The sequence below is a fragment of the Rhizobium sp. 05L429 genome, assembly GCF_056397645.1.
The window spans coordinates 176225-191943 of record NZ_JBFTNV010000006.1; the positions used below are offsets into that span (position 1 = coordinate 176225).

General features: G+C 61.9%; 14 protein-coding genes and 1 pseudogene. 11 read left to right on the forward strand and 4 right to left on the reverse strand.

Annotated elements, in window-relative coordinates:
- The first annotated feature begins 151 nt into the window (after window positions 1–151).
- From AC1DNW_RS08485 to AC1DNW_RS08495, 3 genes are all read left to right on the forward strand, one after another.
- Complete coding sequence (locus AC1DNW_RS08485) at window positions 152–1369, forward strand: efflux RND transporter periplasmic adaptor subunit (protein WP_113308088.1); 1218 nt, start codon at window positions 152–154, stop codon at window positions 1367–1369.
- Window positions 1366–4521 carry an efflux RND transporter permease subunit gene (locus tag AC1DNW_RS08490; RefSeq protein ID WP_113308089.1) on the forward strand — a complete coding sequence of 1052 codons (3156 nt, stop codon included), beginning with the start codon at window positions 1366–1368 and terminating at the stop codon, window positions 4519–4521. The genes AC1DNW_RS08485 and AC1DNW_RS08490 overlap by 4 nt, the downstream gene beginning before the upstream one ends.
- Before the next feature lie 268 nt (window positions 4522–4789).
- Window positions 4790–5788 carry a flagellin N-terminal helical domain-containing protein gene (locus AC1DNW_RS08495; protein WP_477852438.1) on the forward strand — a complete coding sequence of 333 codons (999 nt, stop codon included), beginning with the start codon at window positions 4790–4792 and terminating at the stop codon, window positions 5786–5788.
- Between the two features lie 66 nt (window positions 5789–5854).
- Here the strand turns inward: AC1DNW_RS08495 and AC1DNW_RS08500 are convergent, their stop codons facing one another.
- Window positions 5855–6448, reverse strand: coding sequence for an NAD(P)H-dependent oxidoreductase (locus AC1DNW_RS08500; RefSeq protein ID WP_113300143.1), 594 nt, complete (start codon window positions 6446–6448; stop codon window positions 5855–5857).
- 77 nt (window positions 6449–6525) lie between these two features.
- On the opposite strand from AC1DNW_RS08500, the gene AC1DNW_RS08505 reads away from it, so the two are divergent.
- From AC1DNW_RS08505 to AC1DNW_RS08515, 3 genes and pseudogenes are all read left to right on the forward strand, one after another.
- Window positions 6526–6936, forward strand: coding sequence for a winged helix-turn-helix transcriptional regulator (locus tag AC1DNW_RS08505; protein WP_113300144.1), 411 nt, complete (start codon window positions 6526–6528; stop codon window positions 6934–6936).
- A 155-nt stretch (window positions 6937–7091) separates the two neighbouring features.
- The gene (locus AC1DNW_RS08510) at window positions 7092–7757 is read left to right on the forward strand and encodes a YiaD family glycine zipper/OmpA-like lipoprotein (RefSeq protein ID WP_113300175.1); all 666 of its coding nucleotides are present in this window, start codon (window positions 7092–7094) and stop codon (window positions 7755–7757) included.
- Window positions 7758–7913: 156 nt separating this feature from the next.
- Window positions 7914–8116 (forward strand): annotated as a pseudogene (locus AC1DNW_RS08515) (Asd/ArgC dimerization domain-containing protein); the annotation flags it as partial.
- A 53-nt stretch (window positions 8117–8169) separates the two neighbouring features.
- On the opposite strand, the gene AC1DNW_RS08520 reads toward AC1DNW_RS08515, so the two are convergent.
- On the reverse strand, window positions 8170–8577 hold the full coding sequence (locus AC1DNW_RS08520; protein WP_113300145.1) for a DUF2000 family protein: 408 nt from the start codon (window positions 8575–8577) through the stop codon (window positions 8170–8172).
- A gap of 49 nt (window positions 8578–8626) precedes the next feature.
- On the opposite strand from AC1DNW_RS08520, the gene AC1DNW_RS08525 reads away from it, so the two are divergent.
- The 3 genes from AC1DNW_RS08525 (at window position 8627) to AC1DNW_RS08535 (ending at window position 10776) form a co-directional block, all read left to right on the forward strand.
- Window positions 8627–9553, forward strand: a complete 927-nt coding sequence (locus AC1DNW_RS08525) for an AraC family transcriptional regulator (protein WP_477852439.1) — start codon at window positions 8627–8629, stop codon at window positions 9551–9553.
- A gap of 106 nt (window positions 9554–9659) precedes the next feature.
- On the forward strand, window positions 9660–10292 hold the full coding sequence (locus AC1DNW_RS08530) for a DapH/DapD/GlmU-related protein (RefSeq protein ID WP_113311945.1): 633 nt from the start codon (window positions 9660–9662) through the stop codon (window positions 10290–10292).
- Between the two features lie 58 nt (window positions 10293–10350).
- Window positions 10351–10776, forward strand: coding sequence for a GFA family protein (locus AC1DNW_RS08535; RefSeq protein ID WP_113311946.1), 426 nt, complete (start codon window positions 10351–10353; stop codon window positions 10774–10776).
- A 42-nt stretch (window positions 10777–10818) separates the two neighbouring features.
- On the opposite strand, the gene AC1DNW_RS08540 is transcribed toward AC1DNW_RS08535, so the two are convergent.
- Together AC1DNW_RS08540 and AC1DNW_RS08545 are read right to left on the reverse strand one after the other, a co-directional pair.
- Window positions 10819–11913: an AbrB family transcriptional regulator gene (locus tag AC1DNW_RS08540; protein WP_477832140.1), complete on the reverse strand. Its 1095-nt coding sequence runs from the start codon at window positions 11911–11913 to the stop codon at window positions 10819–10821.
- Window positions 11914–12064: 151 nt separating this feature from the next.
- Window positions 12065–12967: a LysR family transcriptional regulator gene (locus AC1DNW_RS08545; RefSeq protein WP_477852441.1), complete on the reverse strand. Its 903-nt coding sequence runs from the start codon at window positions 12965–12967 to the stop codon at window positions 12065–12067.
- 97 nt (window positions 12968–13064) lie between these two features.
- Between AC1DNW_RS08545 and AC1DNW_RS08550 the strand changes: the two genes are divergently transcribed.
- Together AC1DNW_RS08550 and AC1DNW_RS08555 are read left to right on the forward strand one after the other, a co-directional pair.
- The gene (locus tag AC1DNW_RS08550) at window positions 13065–14117 is read left to right on the forward strand and encodes an aldo/keto reductase (RefSeq protein ID WP_477852443.1); all 1053 of its coding nucleotides are present in this window, start codon (window positions 13065–13067) and stop codon (window positions 14115–14117) included.
- Window positions 14118–14218: 101 nt separating this feature from the next.
- A complete protein-coding gene (locus tag AC1DNW_RS08555) occupies window positions 14219–15631 on the forward strand; it encodes an FAD-binding oxidoreductase (protein ID WP_477852444.1) in 1413 nt (470 codons plus the stop codon).
- The last annotated feature ends 88 nt before the right edge of the window (window positions 15632–15719 follow it).

A 15719-nucleotide genomic window follows, 5' to 3' on the forward strand; every position in this document is an offset into this window, starting at 1 on the left:
AGTCTGCTGATATTACAAATCCGTAATGACGGGTGGTTACGCTTGCTGCCGGCCGGGGAAAGGTGCGATATTGTCGCACCAGCGAGACTTTTTGTCTCGCACGCCTCTTTCGACAGACCCTGGACAACCTCGAGTCCCTCCGGAGACGTGAATGCCGTTTTGGAAGCAGTTTGTACTTTGTCTCGTCGTCATCATGGCCGGCTTTGCCGCGTGGGTCTATTTTGTGCCCGGTGCCGGCGAGACGATGCGGAATGCAGGAATTCCCGACAATATCGTTTCCATGATTGCGCCCAAGGCCGACGAAACGGTTGATGCGCAGCAGGCACAAGGTCAGGGCGGTCAAGATCAGGGGCAAGGTCAGAGCCGTCGCAATGGCGGAGGTAACGGCGGTGGCGGTGGACGCAACGCAGCTACTCTCGTCGTCACGCAGGCCGTCGTTCAGGGCATCGTCAACGACCGGCTGAACGCAATCGGCACGGGCGACGCGATCCGCTCCGTTGCGGTGACGCCGCAGGCGACGGGCACGATCCGCGAAATCCTCATCAAGTCAGGCGATATGGTCAAACAGGGCCAGGTTCTCGCCAAGCTCGACAGCGAAGAGCAGGTGATTGCCCAGGGGCAGGCACAGGTGGCGCTGAACAGCGCGCTCGAGAAATCAAACCTCTACCACAGTATCAAGTCCAGCGTTTCGCGCATGGACGTCTTCGATTCCGAGATCGCCGAGCAGAATGCGCGACTGCAGCTGCAGGCCGCCGAGCTCAATCTCACCCGCCGCAACATCGTGGCGCCGATCGACGGTATCGTCGGCATCGTGCCGGTCAATATCGGCGACAATGTCACCACCTCGACGCCGATCGTCACGCTGGACGACCGCACTGAAATCCTCGTCGACTACTGGGTGCCGGAACGCTTCGCCAATACGGTTTCGGTCGGCCAGGGGGTCGAGGCGACGTCGGTGGCGCGGCCGGGCAAGGTGTTCTCCGGCGTGCTGGAAGCGGTCGATAACCGCATCGATCCGGCAAGCCGCACGCTGCGCCTGCGCGGACGCATCGACAACCGCTCGGACGAGCTGCGCGCCGGCATGTCCTTTTCGGTCAGCATGAAGTTTGCCGGCGATAGATATCCCGCCGTCAACCCGCTCTCCGTGCAGTGGGATGCACAGGGCTCCTTCGTCTGGCGGGTGACCGACAACAAGTCGCATAAGGTGCGGGTCACGGTCGTGCAACGCAATCCGGACTATGTGCTGGTCAACGCGGATCTTGATGATGGCGATCAGATCGTCACGCAGGGCCTGCAGCGCGTGCGCGAAAACGGCGCTGTGCGCGTGGCGACCGATGTCGCCTCGAACGACAAGGTCGCCGCCCAATGAGCGTGACCGAGATCCACCACGACAAACCGGAATCCAGCAAGGCGAGCTTCACTGCGCTCTTTGTGCGCCGGCCGATCCTGGCGCTGGTCTTCAACACGCTGATGGTGGTGGCCGGCCTTGCGGCCTATGTGGGCGTCGAAGTGCGCGAGCTGCCTGATGTCGACCGGCCGGTCGTGACGGTTCGCACGGCCTTCGACGGCGCTTCGCCGCAGACGGTCGACCAGGAATTGACCAAGGTCATCGAAGGTGCGGTCGCGCGCGTCAGCGGTCTCAAATCCATCTCTTCCAGTTCCCAGTTCGGCCAGAGCCGCGTGACGCTGGAGTTTTCCGATTCCATCGATCTGGCCGTTGCCGCCAATGACGTGCGCGACGCCATCGGCCGCATCGCCCAGAACCTGCCTGACGAGGCGGATGCGCCGCAGATCGTCAAGGCGGATTCGGATTCTTCGGCGATCATGCGCCTTGCGGTGACGTCGGATACGCTCAACATGGACGATCTGACGCTGCTCGTCGAAAACGAGGTGGTCGATCGTCTGGCCTCCGTGGACGGCGTTGCCGACGTCGAAGAATACGGCGATCAGGAAAAGGTCTTCCGCGTCGACGTCGATCAGAGCGCGCTTGCAAGCCGCGGGCTAACCATCGGCGATCTCACCAAGGCGCTCGACAATGCCGCGCTCGACGTGCCGGCCGGTTCGCTGAAGAGCCCGATGCAGGATATCGTGGTGCGCGCCACCGCCAGCCTGCAGACGCCTGAAGACTTCCAGAACGTCATCCTGCAGCACAATGTGCGCCTCGGTGACGTTGCGACCGTGACACTCGGGCCGCGCGACGGTGAGACGGCGCTGCGCTCCAACGGCAAGCCGGGCATCGGTCTCGGCATCATCCGCCAGGCGCAATCCAACACGCTGAATATTTCCACCGGCATTCACGCTGCTGTCGACCAGCTTTCCAAGACGTTGCCGAAGGGCACGACGATCGCGATCACCAGTGACGACGCTGTGTTCATCGAGGGCGCGATCCACGAAGTGGTGCTGGCACTGCTGCTGTCGGCCGTCATCGTCACCATCGTCATCTACCTCTTCCTGCGCGACTGGCGCGCGACGCTGATCCCGTCCGTCTCGATGCCGGTGGCGCTGATCGGCACGCTCGCAGCGCTCTACATGGTCGGCTTCTCGATCAACATTCTGACGCTGCTCGCGATCGTTCTGGCAACCGGTCTCGTGGTCGACGACGCCATCGTCGTGCTCGAAAACATCGTGCGCCGGCGCTCCGAGGGCATGGGGCCGCGTGCGGCTGCCGTGCTCGGCACACGCGAGGTGTTCTTCGCGGTCATTGCGACGACGGCCACGCTTGCCGCCGTCTTCATTCCGCTGTCCTTCCTGCCGGGGCAGGTGGGTGGCCTGTTCCGCGAATTCGGTTTCGTGCTCGCCTTCTCGGTCGGCCTGTCGTCGATMGTGGCGCTGACGCTGTGTCCGATGCTCGCCTCGCGCATGCTGACCAAGCCGATGATCGAGGATCACGGGTTGCTCGGCCGCTTCGGCGAGGCTTTCGCCCGCGTCTATAAATGGGGGCTGCATGCCTGCCTGAATGCACCCTTCATCGTCATCGTCTTTTCGCTCATCTTCGGTGCCGCCGCTGTGGTCGCCTTCGGTACGGTCAACAGCGAGCTGACGCCGGAGGAAGACCGCGCCATGGTGATGATGCGGCTAACGACGCCGCAAGGCTCCAGCCTCGACTATACGCGCGACAAGATGCAGTTGGTGGAGGAATACCTCCAACCGCTCGTCGACAGCGGCGACATCAGGAACATTTTCTCGATCTCCGGCCAGGGCGGCTCTTCCAATAGCGGCTTCATGGTCCTGACCTTGGCGCCCTGGGGCGAGCGTGACCGCACGCAGGCCGAGATCGTCCGCGACATCAACCAGGCGGCGTCAAAGGTGCCGGCGCTGCGTGGCAATGCGATTTCGTCGAACAGCCTGCGCATCCGCGGCGCCGGCAGCGGATTGCAGATGGCGCTGATCGGCAACGATCACGAGGCGCTGACGGCTGCTGCCGCCAAGCTGGTGCAGCAACTCGACGCGAGCGGTCAGTACGACACGCCGCGCCTGACCAACGAACCGTCGCAGGCGCAGGTCTCGGTCGCCATCGATCGCGAGCGGGCCTCCGACCTCGGCATCGACATAACAGGGCTTTCGACCGCCATCCAGTCGCTGCTCGAGGGCCGTTCGGTGGTGGACGTCTTCGTCGGTGGCGAATCCTATCCGGTGCTTTTGACCTCGACGATGCGGCCGATCGACGATCCAACCGATCTCGAAAACGTCTTCCTGAAGACCGGCGACGGCAAGATCGTGCCGATGTCGGTCATCGCTTCGCTGAAGGAAGGCTCGGTCGCCCCGCAGCTCAACCGCGAACAGCAGCTCGCTTCTGTTGCGATCACCGCCGGCCTGAAGGACGGCATGTCGCTCGGCGATGCCGTGAAGAACGTCACGCAGATGGCCGAGCCGCTGCTGCCGCCCGGCGCGCGCTTGCTGCCGCTCGCCGAAGCCGCAACGCTCGAAGAGAATTCCAGCGGTATGGCGCTGACCTTCGGCTTTGCAATCGTCATCATCTTCCTGGTGCTGGCCGCACAGTTCGAAAGCGTGCTGTCGTCGCTGATCATCATGTCGACGGTGCCGCTCGGTCTCGCCTGCGCCGTCTTCGCGCTTGTCATCACCGGCTCCAGCCTCAATATCTACAGCCAGATCGGCCTCGTGCTGCTTGTCGGCGTCATGGCGAAGAACGGCATCCTGATCGTGGAATTCGCCAATCAGCTGCGTGACCGTGGCGAAGATGTGCGCACTTCTATCGAGAAGGCCTGCGCGCTTCGTCTGCGTCCGGTCATGATGACGATGATCGCGACCATTCTTGGGGGTGTGCCACTGGTCTTTGCGCATGGCGCGGGTGCCGAAGCACGCGTAGCGCTCGGCTGGGTGATCGTCGGCGGTCTCGGCTTTGCGACGCTGGTGACGCTGTTCATCACGCCCGTCGCCTATCTGCTGATTGCCCGCTTCGCCAAACCGCATGCCCATGAGGAGGCGCGCCTGCATGAGGAAATGACGCAGGCGACGCGTCCGCGGCCGGGTCCGCAAAAACACCTCCAGGCTGCTGAGTAAGTCTTTATCAATACTTTCGGAAGCGCCCGCCGGACCTCATCGGCGGGCTTTTCTATGGTATATGAAGTCTTGTGAAATAAGATAAATTACTTCTGAAGATTAGTCGTTTTTTAAGCATAACCCGCAATGATTGCGATCAGTAACCGGCCGGTCTTCTCAGTTTTTCGAAGGCCATTGCGCTGCCTCCAGCGACGGCGGACATGAACGTCCGTGTGATTTCGGTACATCCTGTTTCGTTGCGTTTTGTAGTGTTTTTGGAGTTCGTACCGTGAGTATTTATCAGCGCACCTCCGTGGATGCGGCGCTTTATGTGCTGCGTGACATCAATCGAAATATGAAGGTTACGCAGAACCATATCACGACGGGTCTGCGCGTCGAAAAAGCCCAGGACAATKCCGCCTACTGGTCGGTCGCGACGACGGCGCGCCACGACAACAAGGCCCTGTCGGCCGTTCAGGATGCCCTCGGCATGGCTGCCGCCACCATGGGCACTGCATCTGCCGGCGTTAATAGCGTCATCGACGTCGTCACCGAGATCAAGGCAAAGCTTGTCGCCGCAACAGAGCAGGGCGTCGACAAGACCAAGATCAATGAAGAGCTCGACCAGTTGAAGGCGCAGCTTCGCAGCGTTTCGGAAGGTGCGGGCTTCAACAACGACAACTGGATCATCCTCGACAATACCTCCACGCCGACTCAGCCGCGACAGATCCCGGCCTCCTTCATCCGTAATTCGGATGGTACGGTATCGGTCGGCATGCTGAGCTACCATATCGACATCCCGCCGAGCGGCGCGACCTCCTCCAAGGATGCGCGCTATGTGATCGATGACCGGGCAGGGGGCACCGGCGAATATGGTGTGCTGACTTCCGCCTTCTTTGCAACCGAACTCGGCACGGCGAAAAACTGGGTGCTGACGAAGAGCAAGAACGGCAATACGGCCGGCCAGGTGGAAATCGGCCTGACGGCGGCGACAAGCAAACAGGACCTCAACGAGATGATCAGCGTCGTCGATGCCGCGCTCCAGCAGCTGACGACTGTCGGCTCGGCCTTCGGCGCGCTGGAAAAACGCATCAGCATGCAGGACGACTTCGCAAAGAGCCTGTCCGACAACATCACCGAAGGCATCGGCCGTCTCGTTGATGCCGATATGGAAGAGGAGTCGAGCAAGCTGAAAGCCCAGCAGACCCAGCAGCAGCTCGGCCTGCAATCGCTGAACATCGCCAACGCCTCCTACGACAAGGTGCGCCAGCTCTTCCAGAACTTCTAAGTTCTGATGCAGCATCATGACCGCGCGGCAAGCCCTGCTCGCCGCGCGGTTTTCTTTTCGGAGAGGTCAGGCTGCGGCTGCCTTTGCGGCCATCGTTGCCTTGGCCCACCAGACCAGTTCGTCGAAGGCTGCCTTTGCTGTCGGCAGCAGGTTCGCCTCGATCTCTTCGATCGGCTTGTTGCCGAAGGCSGGGTGGATCGACATGAAGTCGCCGCCGCCGATGTGCACGGCACTGCGGGTGGAGACCATATGAAGCTCAACGCCGATTCCGCGCAGATGTTCGACCGCGCGCGTGGCACCCGTGCCGCCATAGCCGATCGCGGTGAACGGCTTCCGCATCCATTCCTTGTAGGCCTGGTCGAGTGCGTTCTTGAGAACGGCAGTGATAGAATGGTTGTATTCGGCGACGACGAAGATATAGCCGTCGAAGCGCCCGATCATTTCCTGCCAGCGGACCGCTTCCGGATTCTGGCTCGGCATCCAAAAATTCGACGCCATCTCCTCGAAGAAGGGGAGCGGGTGATCGCGCAGGTCGATCAGTTCCACGTCGAAGTCATCACGCGCCTGAGCCTGTTTCAATATCCATTGTGCCGGGGCGTCGGCGAATCGGGTGGGGCGGGTTGAGCCGATAATAACGGCGATGCGGGGCTTAGAATTCAAAGTAACCTCCTGTATGCTGGTTTCCTACAGTAACCAGATTACGAATGGTTTGCGCGACTGCACAAGGAGGCACTTTGTTGAAACCAGATAACCACGAGGATACCGCCGCCTGCGAGACCACGGACAGTTGCCAGCAGGTCCGCGCCTGCGATCATATCAGCCGCATGCTGGCACGCATCAGCGACAAGTGGTCTTTGCTGGTCGTGCGGGTGCTCGGACATGGCCCCCTTCGCTTCAATGCGCTGCGCCGTGAAGTCGGGGAGATCAGCCAGAAAGTGCTGGCATCGACCCTGCGGGAGCTTGAGGAGAACGGCTTCGTTTCGCGCACCGTCACGCCGGTCACGCCGCCGCAGGTGGAATATGCGTTGACGGACCTCGGCCGAGAGTTCCTTTCTCCGGTTCGGGGACTGGCCGAGTGGGTGGTTGCAAATTCCGCGCGGATGGACGAGGCGCGCGCGGCCTATGCCAAACGCCGCGGCCTCGAGTAGCGGTTTTACCAATAAAGCTGGTGATATCGGGGCGCGGCTGCAACAGGTMGATGTTTCTCCAACGGAATTTGACCTATGAGGTGAGCATCTTCATCTTGTTGCCGCATTCCTTAACATTTTGCTCGGATCAGCTTCGAACGGAGAACCTCCTGTCCATGATCAAGAAATTCATCCTTCTGGCCGTTGCGGCGAGCTACCTCTCGGCTTGCACGACGACCGATCCCTACACTGGTGAGCAGAAGGTATCCAATACCGCCGGAGGTGCCGCTCTCGGCGCGCTCGGCGGTGCTCTCGTCGGTGTCGCCGTCGGCGGCGGCGGCCATGGCAAGCGCAACGCGGCGCTGATCGGCGCCGGCATCGGCGCGCTCACGGGCGGCGCCATCGGCAACTACATGGACCAGCAGGAATCCGAGCTGCGCGCCCAGCTCGAAGGCACCGGCATTTCAGTCACCCGTCAGGGCGACAACATCATCCTCAACATGCCGTCGAACATCACCTTCGACATCGACCAGGATGCGGTGAAGCCGGGCTTCTACCAGACGCTGAATTCTGTCGCGATCGTGCTGCGCAAGTTCAACCGCACGCTGATCGACATCAACGGTCATACGGACTCCACCGGCAGCCTGCAGCATAACCAGGACCTGTCGCAGCGCCGCGCACTGTCCGTTGCCGATTATCTCGGCGGCCAGGGCATCGACCAGCGCCGCGTTTCGGCCGTCGGCTACGGTCCTTCGCAGCCGGTTGCTTCCAACGCAACCGAAGCCGGCCGCGCCCAGAACCGCCGCGTCGAAATCCAGATCGCGCCGATCACCCAGAGCTGATCGGGCGGCGCCTGACGGCTGCCCTGTCCTTGGTCGATTTTAACCGTCCTCCGCAGCGATGCGGGGGACGTTTGCGTTTCAGGCGTCGAATCGAAGAGAGGGCAGGTGTATCCTTGGCGCGGATGAGCTTGCGATCGGCATCACCTGTATCCGGGCGCCGATGCTCCGGGCCTGCGGCTGGTGGGCGACCGCGCGGACAATCATTTCCTGATGCCGTCGGAAGCATCAGGCCAGGACGATGTGCTGGTCGGCCGCGTCAGGAAAGATCTCGGCGATCCCTCCGGGCGCAGCATTGCGCTCTTCGTCGTCGGCGACCAGTTGCTGAAGGGGCGGCGCTGAACGCCGTGCAGATTGCCGACAGCTGCTGCCAGGCTGAAACGAGAACGGCCGGGGGTTACCCGGCCGTCTTGCCTCAATGCTGCATCGTCGCGCCCTTGGTGATCTTGTCGACGATCTTCTTATCGGCGCGGAGCGCAATGCCGACGACCTTGGCGTCGTCCGGGGCGTATTCGGCAAAGACGGCCCGGTTAGCGGCGTCGTGGCCGGTTGAAAACATTTCTTCGATGAAGACCGAGGAGGTCACCTCGCGTTCCAGCGCGCGGCGGTGGATCGTCGATATCGTCGCTTCGTCGGCCGACAGGACGATGATCGGCTGGATGGATAGCGGGTTGTAGAGATTGCCGGCGCGGTCCTTGTAGGGTTCGCCGATAATGTCAGGATATTGCCCGGCGATGCCTGTCGAAAGGAAGGCTGTGACATTCAGCTTCTGCCAGCCGGCAAGATTGTTTCGCAGGACGATCGCAATTTTGGTATCAAACATTCCAGTCTCTTTCATCAGGGTATCGACTTCATAAGGGTAGTTACGGGCATTGAGCCAGGATCTAACGCCGCAGGTCTTCGAAGGTCTTGAACGTTTGTGCGAGCCGCAGGCCGGCAGCGGCATACTGGCCGCGCCCGCCGGCAGCGGCATCCTGACTGCGCCGGCTTTTCCCGGCATCGAGCGCATCGAGGCGCAGTTCTCGGGCAACATGTTCGAGCCGCACCGGCATGATACCTATGCGCTCGGCGTCACCCTGCACGGCGTGCAGACCTTCACCTATCGCGGCGAGCGGCGCTTCAGCATGCCGGGGCAGGTCATCGTGCTGCATCCCGACGAGGAGCACGATGGAGGAGCTGCGACCGAAGCCGGGCTGCATTACCGCATGCTCTATATGGAGCCGGCGCTGCTGATGGAATGCCTTGAGGCGGAAAAGATAGGTCTTCCCTTCGTCGACCAGCCCGTGATCGCCGACGGAKCGCTGGCCCAGGTACTGCTCGCCGCACTCGGCGAACTGGACCGGGAGCTGGACGAACTCTTCGTCGATGATTTCGTCAGCCGCGTGGCAGGTGGCCTGTCGCGGCATTCGCAGGTGCGCCGACGGGTTCTGGGCACTGTCGCCTGGAAACAGGTGCGGGCGGCGCGGGATTATCTGGAGGCGCATGCTCTGCGGCCGGTGCGCTCGGGCGAGCTGGAGAGCATTACCGGGCTCGACCGTTTCACCCTGTCACGGCATTTCCGCACAGCCTTTGCCACCAGCCCGCACCGTTACATGGTGATGCGGCGGCTGCAGCAGGCAAAGGCCCTGATGGGCGAGGGCGAAGGTTTTGCCGACGTGGCCGCCGCGACCGGCTTTGCCGACCAGGCGCATTTCATCCGGCATTTCAAGAAGGCCTATGGCATGACGCCGGGGCGTTGGGCAGGGCTTCAGCGTTTTTATGCGGCGAAGGCCAGCGATGGCAGCCTGCCGCGCTCCTGATCTGATGGCCTTCTATAACTGATTTCGCTGCCCGGTTCTTTGGCAGTCTAGCGTCACATATCCTTCATTGTCCCCGGGTAGGCAGGCCAACACCTGGAGACTGTCAATGCACTCGACCACACAACCAAATCGCCCCAAAATCGCCGAGACCGTTATCCACTCGACGGCGAGTATCAGAGATTCCGATATAGGCAGATGCTGCGAGATCTTGGCGGACACATCTCTGCACACGGTCGAACTCGGGGATTATTCCTATCTGGGGCCTCGCTGTATCGTCGGTGACGCGACGATTGGAAAATTCTGCGCTATTGCAGCAGAGGTCAGGATCGGCGCGCCCAATCATCCGATGGACCGCCCGTCCATGCATCGTTTCAGCTATTGCCCTGAATATTACTCAGCTGATGCCGTGCGCGATCAGTCCTTCTTCGATGAGCGCAAGGGAGATCGCGCCGTCATCGGTCATGACGTCTGGATTGGCCATGGGGTCATCGTGTTGCCGGGTGTAAAGGTCGGAGACGGTGCCGTGCTTGCTGCAGGAGCGGTCGTCACCAAAGACGTCCAGCCATATACGATCGTCGGCGGCGTTCCGGCCAAATTCATTCGCGAGCGGTTCACGCGGGATATCGCAGAGAAGCTTGCTTCCATCGCTTGGTGGGATTGGCCATTCGAGACCATCATGGAGCGGCTCGCGGACTTCCAGTCCAACGACATCGAGGCCTTCTGCGAGCGCTGGTCGTAGAACAATCTCAGCAAAAAATGTGTAGCGCTTCTACTGAGAACAACGAGGGTGGCTGGCAATGAGCGACGAGAGACAACAACATGATGCAGCGTGCCACTGCGGTTCCGTCAGGTTCCGCGTCCGGCTCGCCGACGCATTCAACACGATTCGCCGCTGTTCATGCTCCTACTGCCGGATGCGGGGCGCAATTGTCGTCTCGGCACAGCTTTCGGATATCGAATTTGTCCAGGGCGAAGACAATCTGACGCTTTATCAATTCAATACCGGCATCGCCAGGCACTATTTCTGCAAGACCTGCGGCATCTATACCCATCATCAGCGCCGCTCGAATCCAAACCAGTTCGGCATCAACGTCGCATGCATTGCGGGCGTCAGCCCCTTTGATTTCCCGGAGGTTCAGGTCATGGATGGTGTCTCCCATCCTGCGGATTCCGGGTCCGGGCCGCAGGTGGCCGGGATACTCCGGTTCGAGCCGACGACCTGAGATCATGCCCGCTAAGGGCAAAATTCGGTTTTCGCCGCGAACTTAGACGGACTGCTCCGCAAGCCCCGACCGGCGGGCGATGAAGCGGGCGAGCGCCGGGCCGATCAACAGGATCATCATGAAGCGGCCGGTCTGCATGGCCATGACGAAGGGCACGTCGACATCGCTTGAGGCGGCGATGATGGCGACGGAATCGGCGCCGCCGGGGCTGGTCGCCAGATAGGCGGTCAGCGGGTCGATGCCGGCGAATTTGTGGAGCGCCACCGCCATGCAGCCGCAGAGCGTCATCAGTATGAGGATGGAAGCGGAGACGCGCGGCAAGGCGCGGGCGGCATGCTTGATGATCGAGCGGGTAAAGCGCAGGCCGATGCTCCAGCCGATCAGTGCGTAGCTCAGCGCCAGGATCCACATCGGCAGCTCGATCTTCAACAGTCCGAAGCCCTGCAGAACGGCGCCGCCAATCAGCGGGATGACGATATTGCCGCCCTGGATGCGGAGGCGGAAGACGCCGTAGCAGCAGATAGCAGCGAAGACCATGGTCATGGCGAAGGCCGGCCAGTCGACGGGTGGGAAGAAGATCACCGGCGGCGGCTCCTCGCCATCTGCGGCAATCCAGAGACGGGAGATGACGGAGGCGCCGACGGCGACGAAGACGACGCGCAGGTATTGCATGAAGGCGACGAGGCGAGCATCGGCGCCATAGGCCTCCGACATGATGACCATGGCCGAGGCACCGCCGGGTGAAGAGCCCCAGACGGCGGTCGTGCCGGGCAGCACCTGCCAGCGCGTGAGCAGCCAGCCGAGGCCGGCGGCAATGGCGATGACCGAGACGATGAAGAGAAAGAAGAGCGGCGCATCCTTGGCCATGGTGCCGAGGATGTCGGGTGTAATGTTGCGCGCCATCAAGAGGCCGACCAGCACCTGGCCGAACTGCAGTGGCCAGTAGGGCACGCGCAGCTGACCCCTGCCGACGGTCAGGGCCAGTACGATGGCGGCAACCATCGGGCCGATCAGCAGCGAGGCGGGCAGCGCGAAGAGTTCGAGGAAAAGGACTGATATGGCCGACAAGGCGAGCAGCAATGCCCATTTGGGCAGGCTCGCTTTCTGAAGGAAGCTGCTTGCGTCCAAAACTATAATCCCGAACTTTTCGACCGGAGCGAGCCCGAAGGCGTAGGTGGGAGGAGGCCCCGGCATTATGAAGAGGCCGGCTGCGAGGGCCGGCAGGCGCAGACCCGGTATAGGCGCGGGGCGGCCAGAGGGTCAATTGCGGAATCTGGCCTTTCTCTCCCTAAAGCCTGACGTGTTTGGCAAGGAAATCAAGCAGGGCGCGCACGCGCGCCGGCAGTGGTCCGCCCTGGCCGATATAGACGGCATAGAACTCCTCGACATCACCGGGGCTGAGCTCTTCCAGAACGGTAACGAGCCGGCCTGCGGCGATATCGGCGCGGACGGTGAATTCGGTCATGCGGGCAAGGCCGGCGCCAGAGAGCGCCAGGTAACGCATGGCCTCACCATCGCCGACCTGCAGGCCCGGTGTCAGGGGAATGGTGATCGTCCCGCCATTGTCTATGAGCGGCCAGCCTTCCAGCGCCCGGGCATAGGAAAAGCCGATGCGGCGATGATTGTACAGTTCGGCGGCTGAGCGCGGTTCACCGTGTCGCTGCAGATAATCGGGCGAGGCAACGATGATCTTTCCGGCGGCCCCGAGCTTGCGGGCGATCAGGCTCGATGTCTTCAGCGGGCCGGCGCGGATTGCGACATCGGCGCGCTCTTCCAGCAGGTCGACGATCTTGTCGGTGTGGGTGATATCGAGTGTGACGTCCGGATGCTCGGCCATGAAGTCCGGTATCAGCGGCGCCAGCACATGATTGCCGAAGGAGCCGCTGGTGTTGACACTGATGCGGCCCGCCGCCTGCTCCCCGGCAGAGGCGAAACGCTCGGCCTCCGATATGTTGGCGAGAATTGCGATGCTGCGTTCATAGAAGGCGCAGCCTTCCGGCGTGAGCTGCAGCTTGCGCGTCGAGCKGTTGACGAGGCGGGTGCCGAGCCGGGTCTCCAGCCGTGCGACCAGCTTGCTCACGGCTGACGGCGTCATGCGCCGCATCTGCGCGGCAGCGGAGAAGCCGCCGCGCTCGACGACGCTGACGAAGACTTCCATTTCGCCGGATCGATTGATGTCCTGACGGCTCATGATGATGAATTCAAATCACAGATGATATGCTCACAGGCAATCTATATCATCGTAATAGTGGGGTCTATCTCTACCTGAGAGAATAGGAGATCGGATCATGGAATACAGAAATCTCGGCGCATCGGGCCTGAAGGTGCCGGTGCTGAGCTTCGGGGCCGGAACCTTCGGCGGCAGCGGCCCGCTCTTCGGCGCCTGGGGCACGACGGATGCGCAGGAGGCGCGGCGGATGGTGGATATCTGCCTGGAGGCCGGCGTGACGCTTTTCGATACGGCAGATGTCTATTCCGCCGGTGCTTCGGAGGAGGTGCTGGGACAGGCAATCTCTGGCCGGCGCGATGCTGTGTTGATCTCCACCAAGACGGCGCTGCCAATGGGCGAGGGGCCAAATGACTGGKGCAGCTCGCGGGCGCGGTTGATCCGCGCGACCGAGGATGCGCTGCGCCGGCTGGGCACCGACTACATCGACCTCTTGCAGCTTCACGCCTTCGATGCGTCGACACCGGTGGAGGAGGTGCTTTCGACGCTCGACGGGCTCGTAGCTGCCGGCAAGGTGCGTTATATCGGCGTTTCCAATTTCTCCGGCTGGCAGCTGATGAAATCGCTCGGCATTTCCGAGAAATATGGCTACCCGCCTTATGTTGCCCATCAGGTCTATTATTCGCTGGCCGGGCGGGATTACGAATGGGAGCTGATGCCGCTTGCCGCAGACCAGCAGGTAGGCGCGCTGGTCTGGAGCCCGCTCGCCTGGGGCCGGCTGACCGGCAAGATCCGTCGTGGTGCGCCGCTGCCCGAGGGAAGCCGCCTGCATCAGACCGCCGACTACGGTCCACCTGTCGATGACGAAAAGCTCTTCGATATCGTCGATGTGCTGGACGAGATCTCGGCCGAGACCGGCAAGACGGTGCCGCAGATCGCCATCAACTGGCTGATCGGCCGGCCAACGGTTTCAAGCGTCATCATCGGCGCGCGAAACGAGGAGCAGCTGCGGCAAAATCTCGGTGCCGTCGGCTGGAGCCTGACGCGGGAGCAGATCGAGCGGCTGGACACAGCCAGTGCCGTGACGCCGCCTTATCCCTACTTCCCCTATTATCGGCAGGAGGGCTTTGCGCGGCTCAATCCACCCGCTGTCCCTGCAACAAAGATGGGATGAAATCTTCCCGGAATCCCGGCTGGACAGCCGCTTTGACTTGCCTCATACCCAGCCTGCTACAGATACTGTAGCAGGCTGTGGAATGCAGGGAGATCAAGGGCATGGCACTGCGCGACGCGAAGGCTGGGGTGCGAAACGAAGCGGGGATCGAAGCCGTCACGGGCATTCTGAAACAGCGCTTCGGGGAGCGCTTCCAGACCGGCCAGGCTTTTCGCGCCCAGCATGCACACACGACCACCTATATCCCTGCCCAACTGCCCGATGGCGTGCTCTTTGCCGAGACGGCTGACGACGTCAAGACCGCTGTGCGAGCCTGCGCCGACCATAAGGTGCCTGTTATCGGCTTCGGTACCGGCTCTTCGCTCGAGGGCCAGGTCAATGCCCCGGATGGCGGCATTTCCATCGATTTCAGCCGCATGAATCGGGTGATCGAGGTCAATCCTGAGGATCTCGACTGCACGGTCGAGCCCGGCATTACCCGCGAGGCGCTCAACATCCATCTGCGCGATACCGGCCTGTTCTTCCCGATCGATCCCGGCGCCAACGCCTCGATCGGCGGCATGACCTCGACGCGGGCCTCCGGCACCAATGCTGTGCGCTACGGAACGATGAAGGACAATGTGCTTTCAGTGACGGCAATCACTGCGACGGGGGAGGAAATCCGCACCGCGCGCCGCGCTCGCAAGTCGTYGGCCGGTTACGACATGACGCGGCTTTTCGTCGGCGCGGAAGGCACGCTCGGCATCCTCACTTCGGTGACGCTGCGGCTGCAYGGCATTCCGCAGAAGATCGCTGGCGGCGTCTGCGCCTTTCCGAGCGTGAAGGCGGCCTGCGACGCCGTCATCATGACGATCCAGATGGGCATTCCGGTGGCCCGCATCGAACTCGTCGATGCGCTGCAGATGCGTGCCAGCATCGCCTATGCCGGCCTTCCCTATGAGGAGAGCCCGGCGCTCTTCCTCGAATTCCACGGCACGGATGAGACGGTGGCGCTGCAATCGGCGGCCTTTGCCGAGATCGCGGCCGAATGCGGCGGCGGCGAATTCAAGTGGACGGCGAGCCCCGAGGAGCGGACGAAACTCTGGAAGGCGCGCCATGACGCCTACTGGTCGGTGCGCGCGCTCGCACCCGGACTTGCCGTACTTTCGACCGATGTCTGTGTTCCGATATCGCGGCTTGCGGATTGCGTTGCCGAGACGCAGGCCGATATCGAGGCAAATGGTTTGCTGGCGCCGATCGTCGGCCATGCGGGCGACGGGAACTTCCATGTGCAGCTATTGTTCGACGACAAGAGTGCCGCGGGGATCGCGACAGCCGAGGAATTCGTGGCCCGGCTGAATGCGCGGGCGCTCGCAATGGATGGCACATGCACCGGTGAACACGGGATCGGGCAGGGGAAAATGGCGTTTCTGGAGCAGGAGCTCGGCGGTACGGTGGATTTGATGCGCCAGATCAAACGGGCGCTCGATCCTGACAATATCCTCAATCCCGGCAAGATTTTTCATCTGGGCTGAAAATGGAATAATCTCATGATCTTGGCCCTTGCTCCCGGCATGAATAGCGCTAGTGTCGGCAACAGAATCCCGAATGGAGAATCCCTGA

Excerpts from the sequence above, each read along its gene's own strand:
- AC1DNW_RS08485 (WP_113308088.1), top strand. The coding sequence starts at position 152 with ATGCCGTTTTGGAAGCAGTTTGTACTTTGTCTCGTCGTCATCATGGCC.
- AC1DNW_RS08510 (WP_113300175.1), top strand. The coding sequence starts at position 7,092 with ATGATCAAGAAATTCATCCTTCTGGCCGTTGCGGCGAGCTACCTCTCG.
- AC1DNW_RS08520 (WP_113300145.1), bottom strand. The coding sequence starts at position 8,577 with ATGTTTGATACCAAAATTGCGATCGTCCTGCGAAACAATCTTGCCGGC.
- AC1DNW_RS08530 (WP_113311945.1), top strand. The coding sequence starts at position 9,660 with ATGCACTCGACCACACAACCAAATCGCCCCAAAATCGCCGAGACCGTT.
- AC1DNW_RS08535 (WP_113311946.1), top strand. The coding sequence starts at position 10,351 with ATGAGCGACGAGAGACAACAACATGATGCAGCGTGCCACTGCGGTTCC.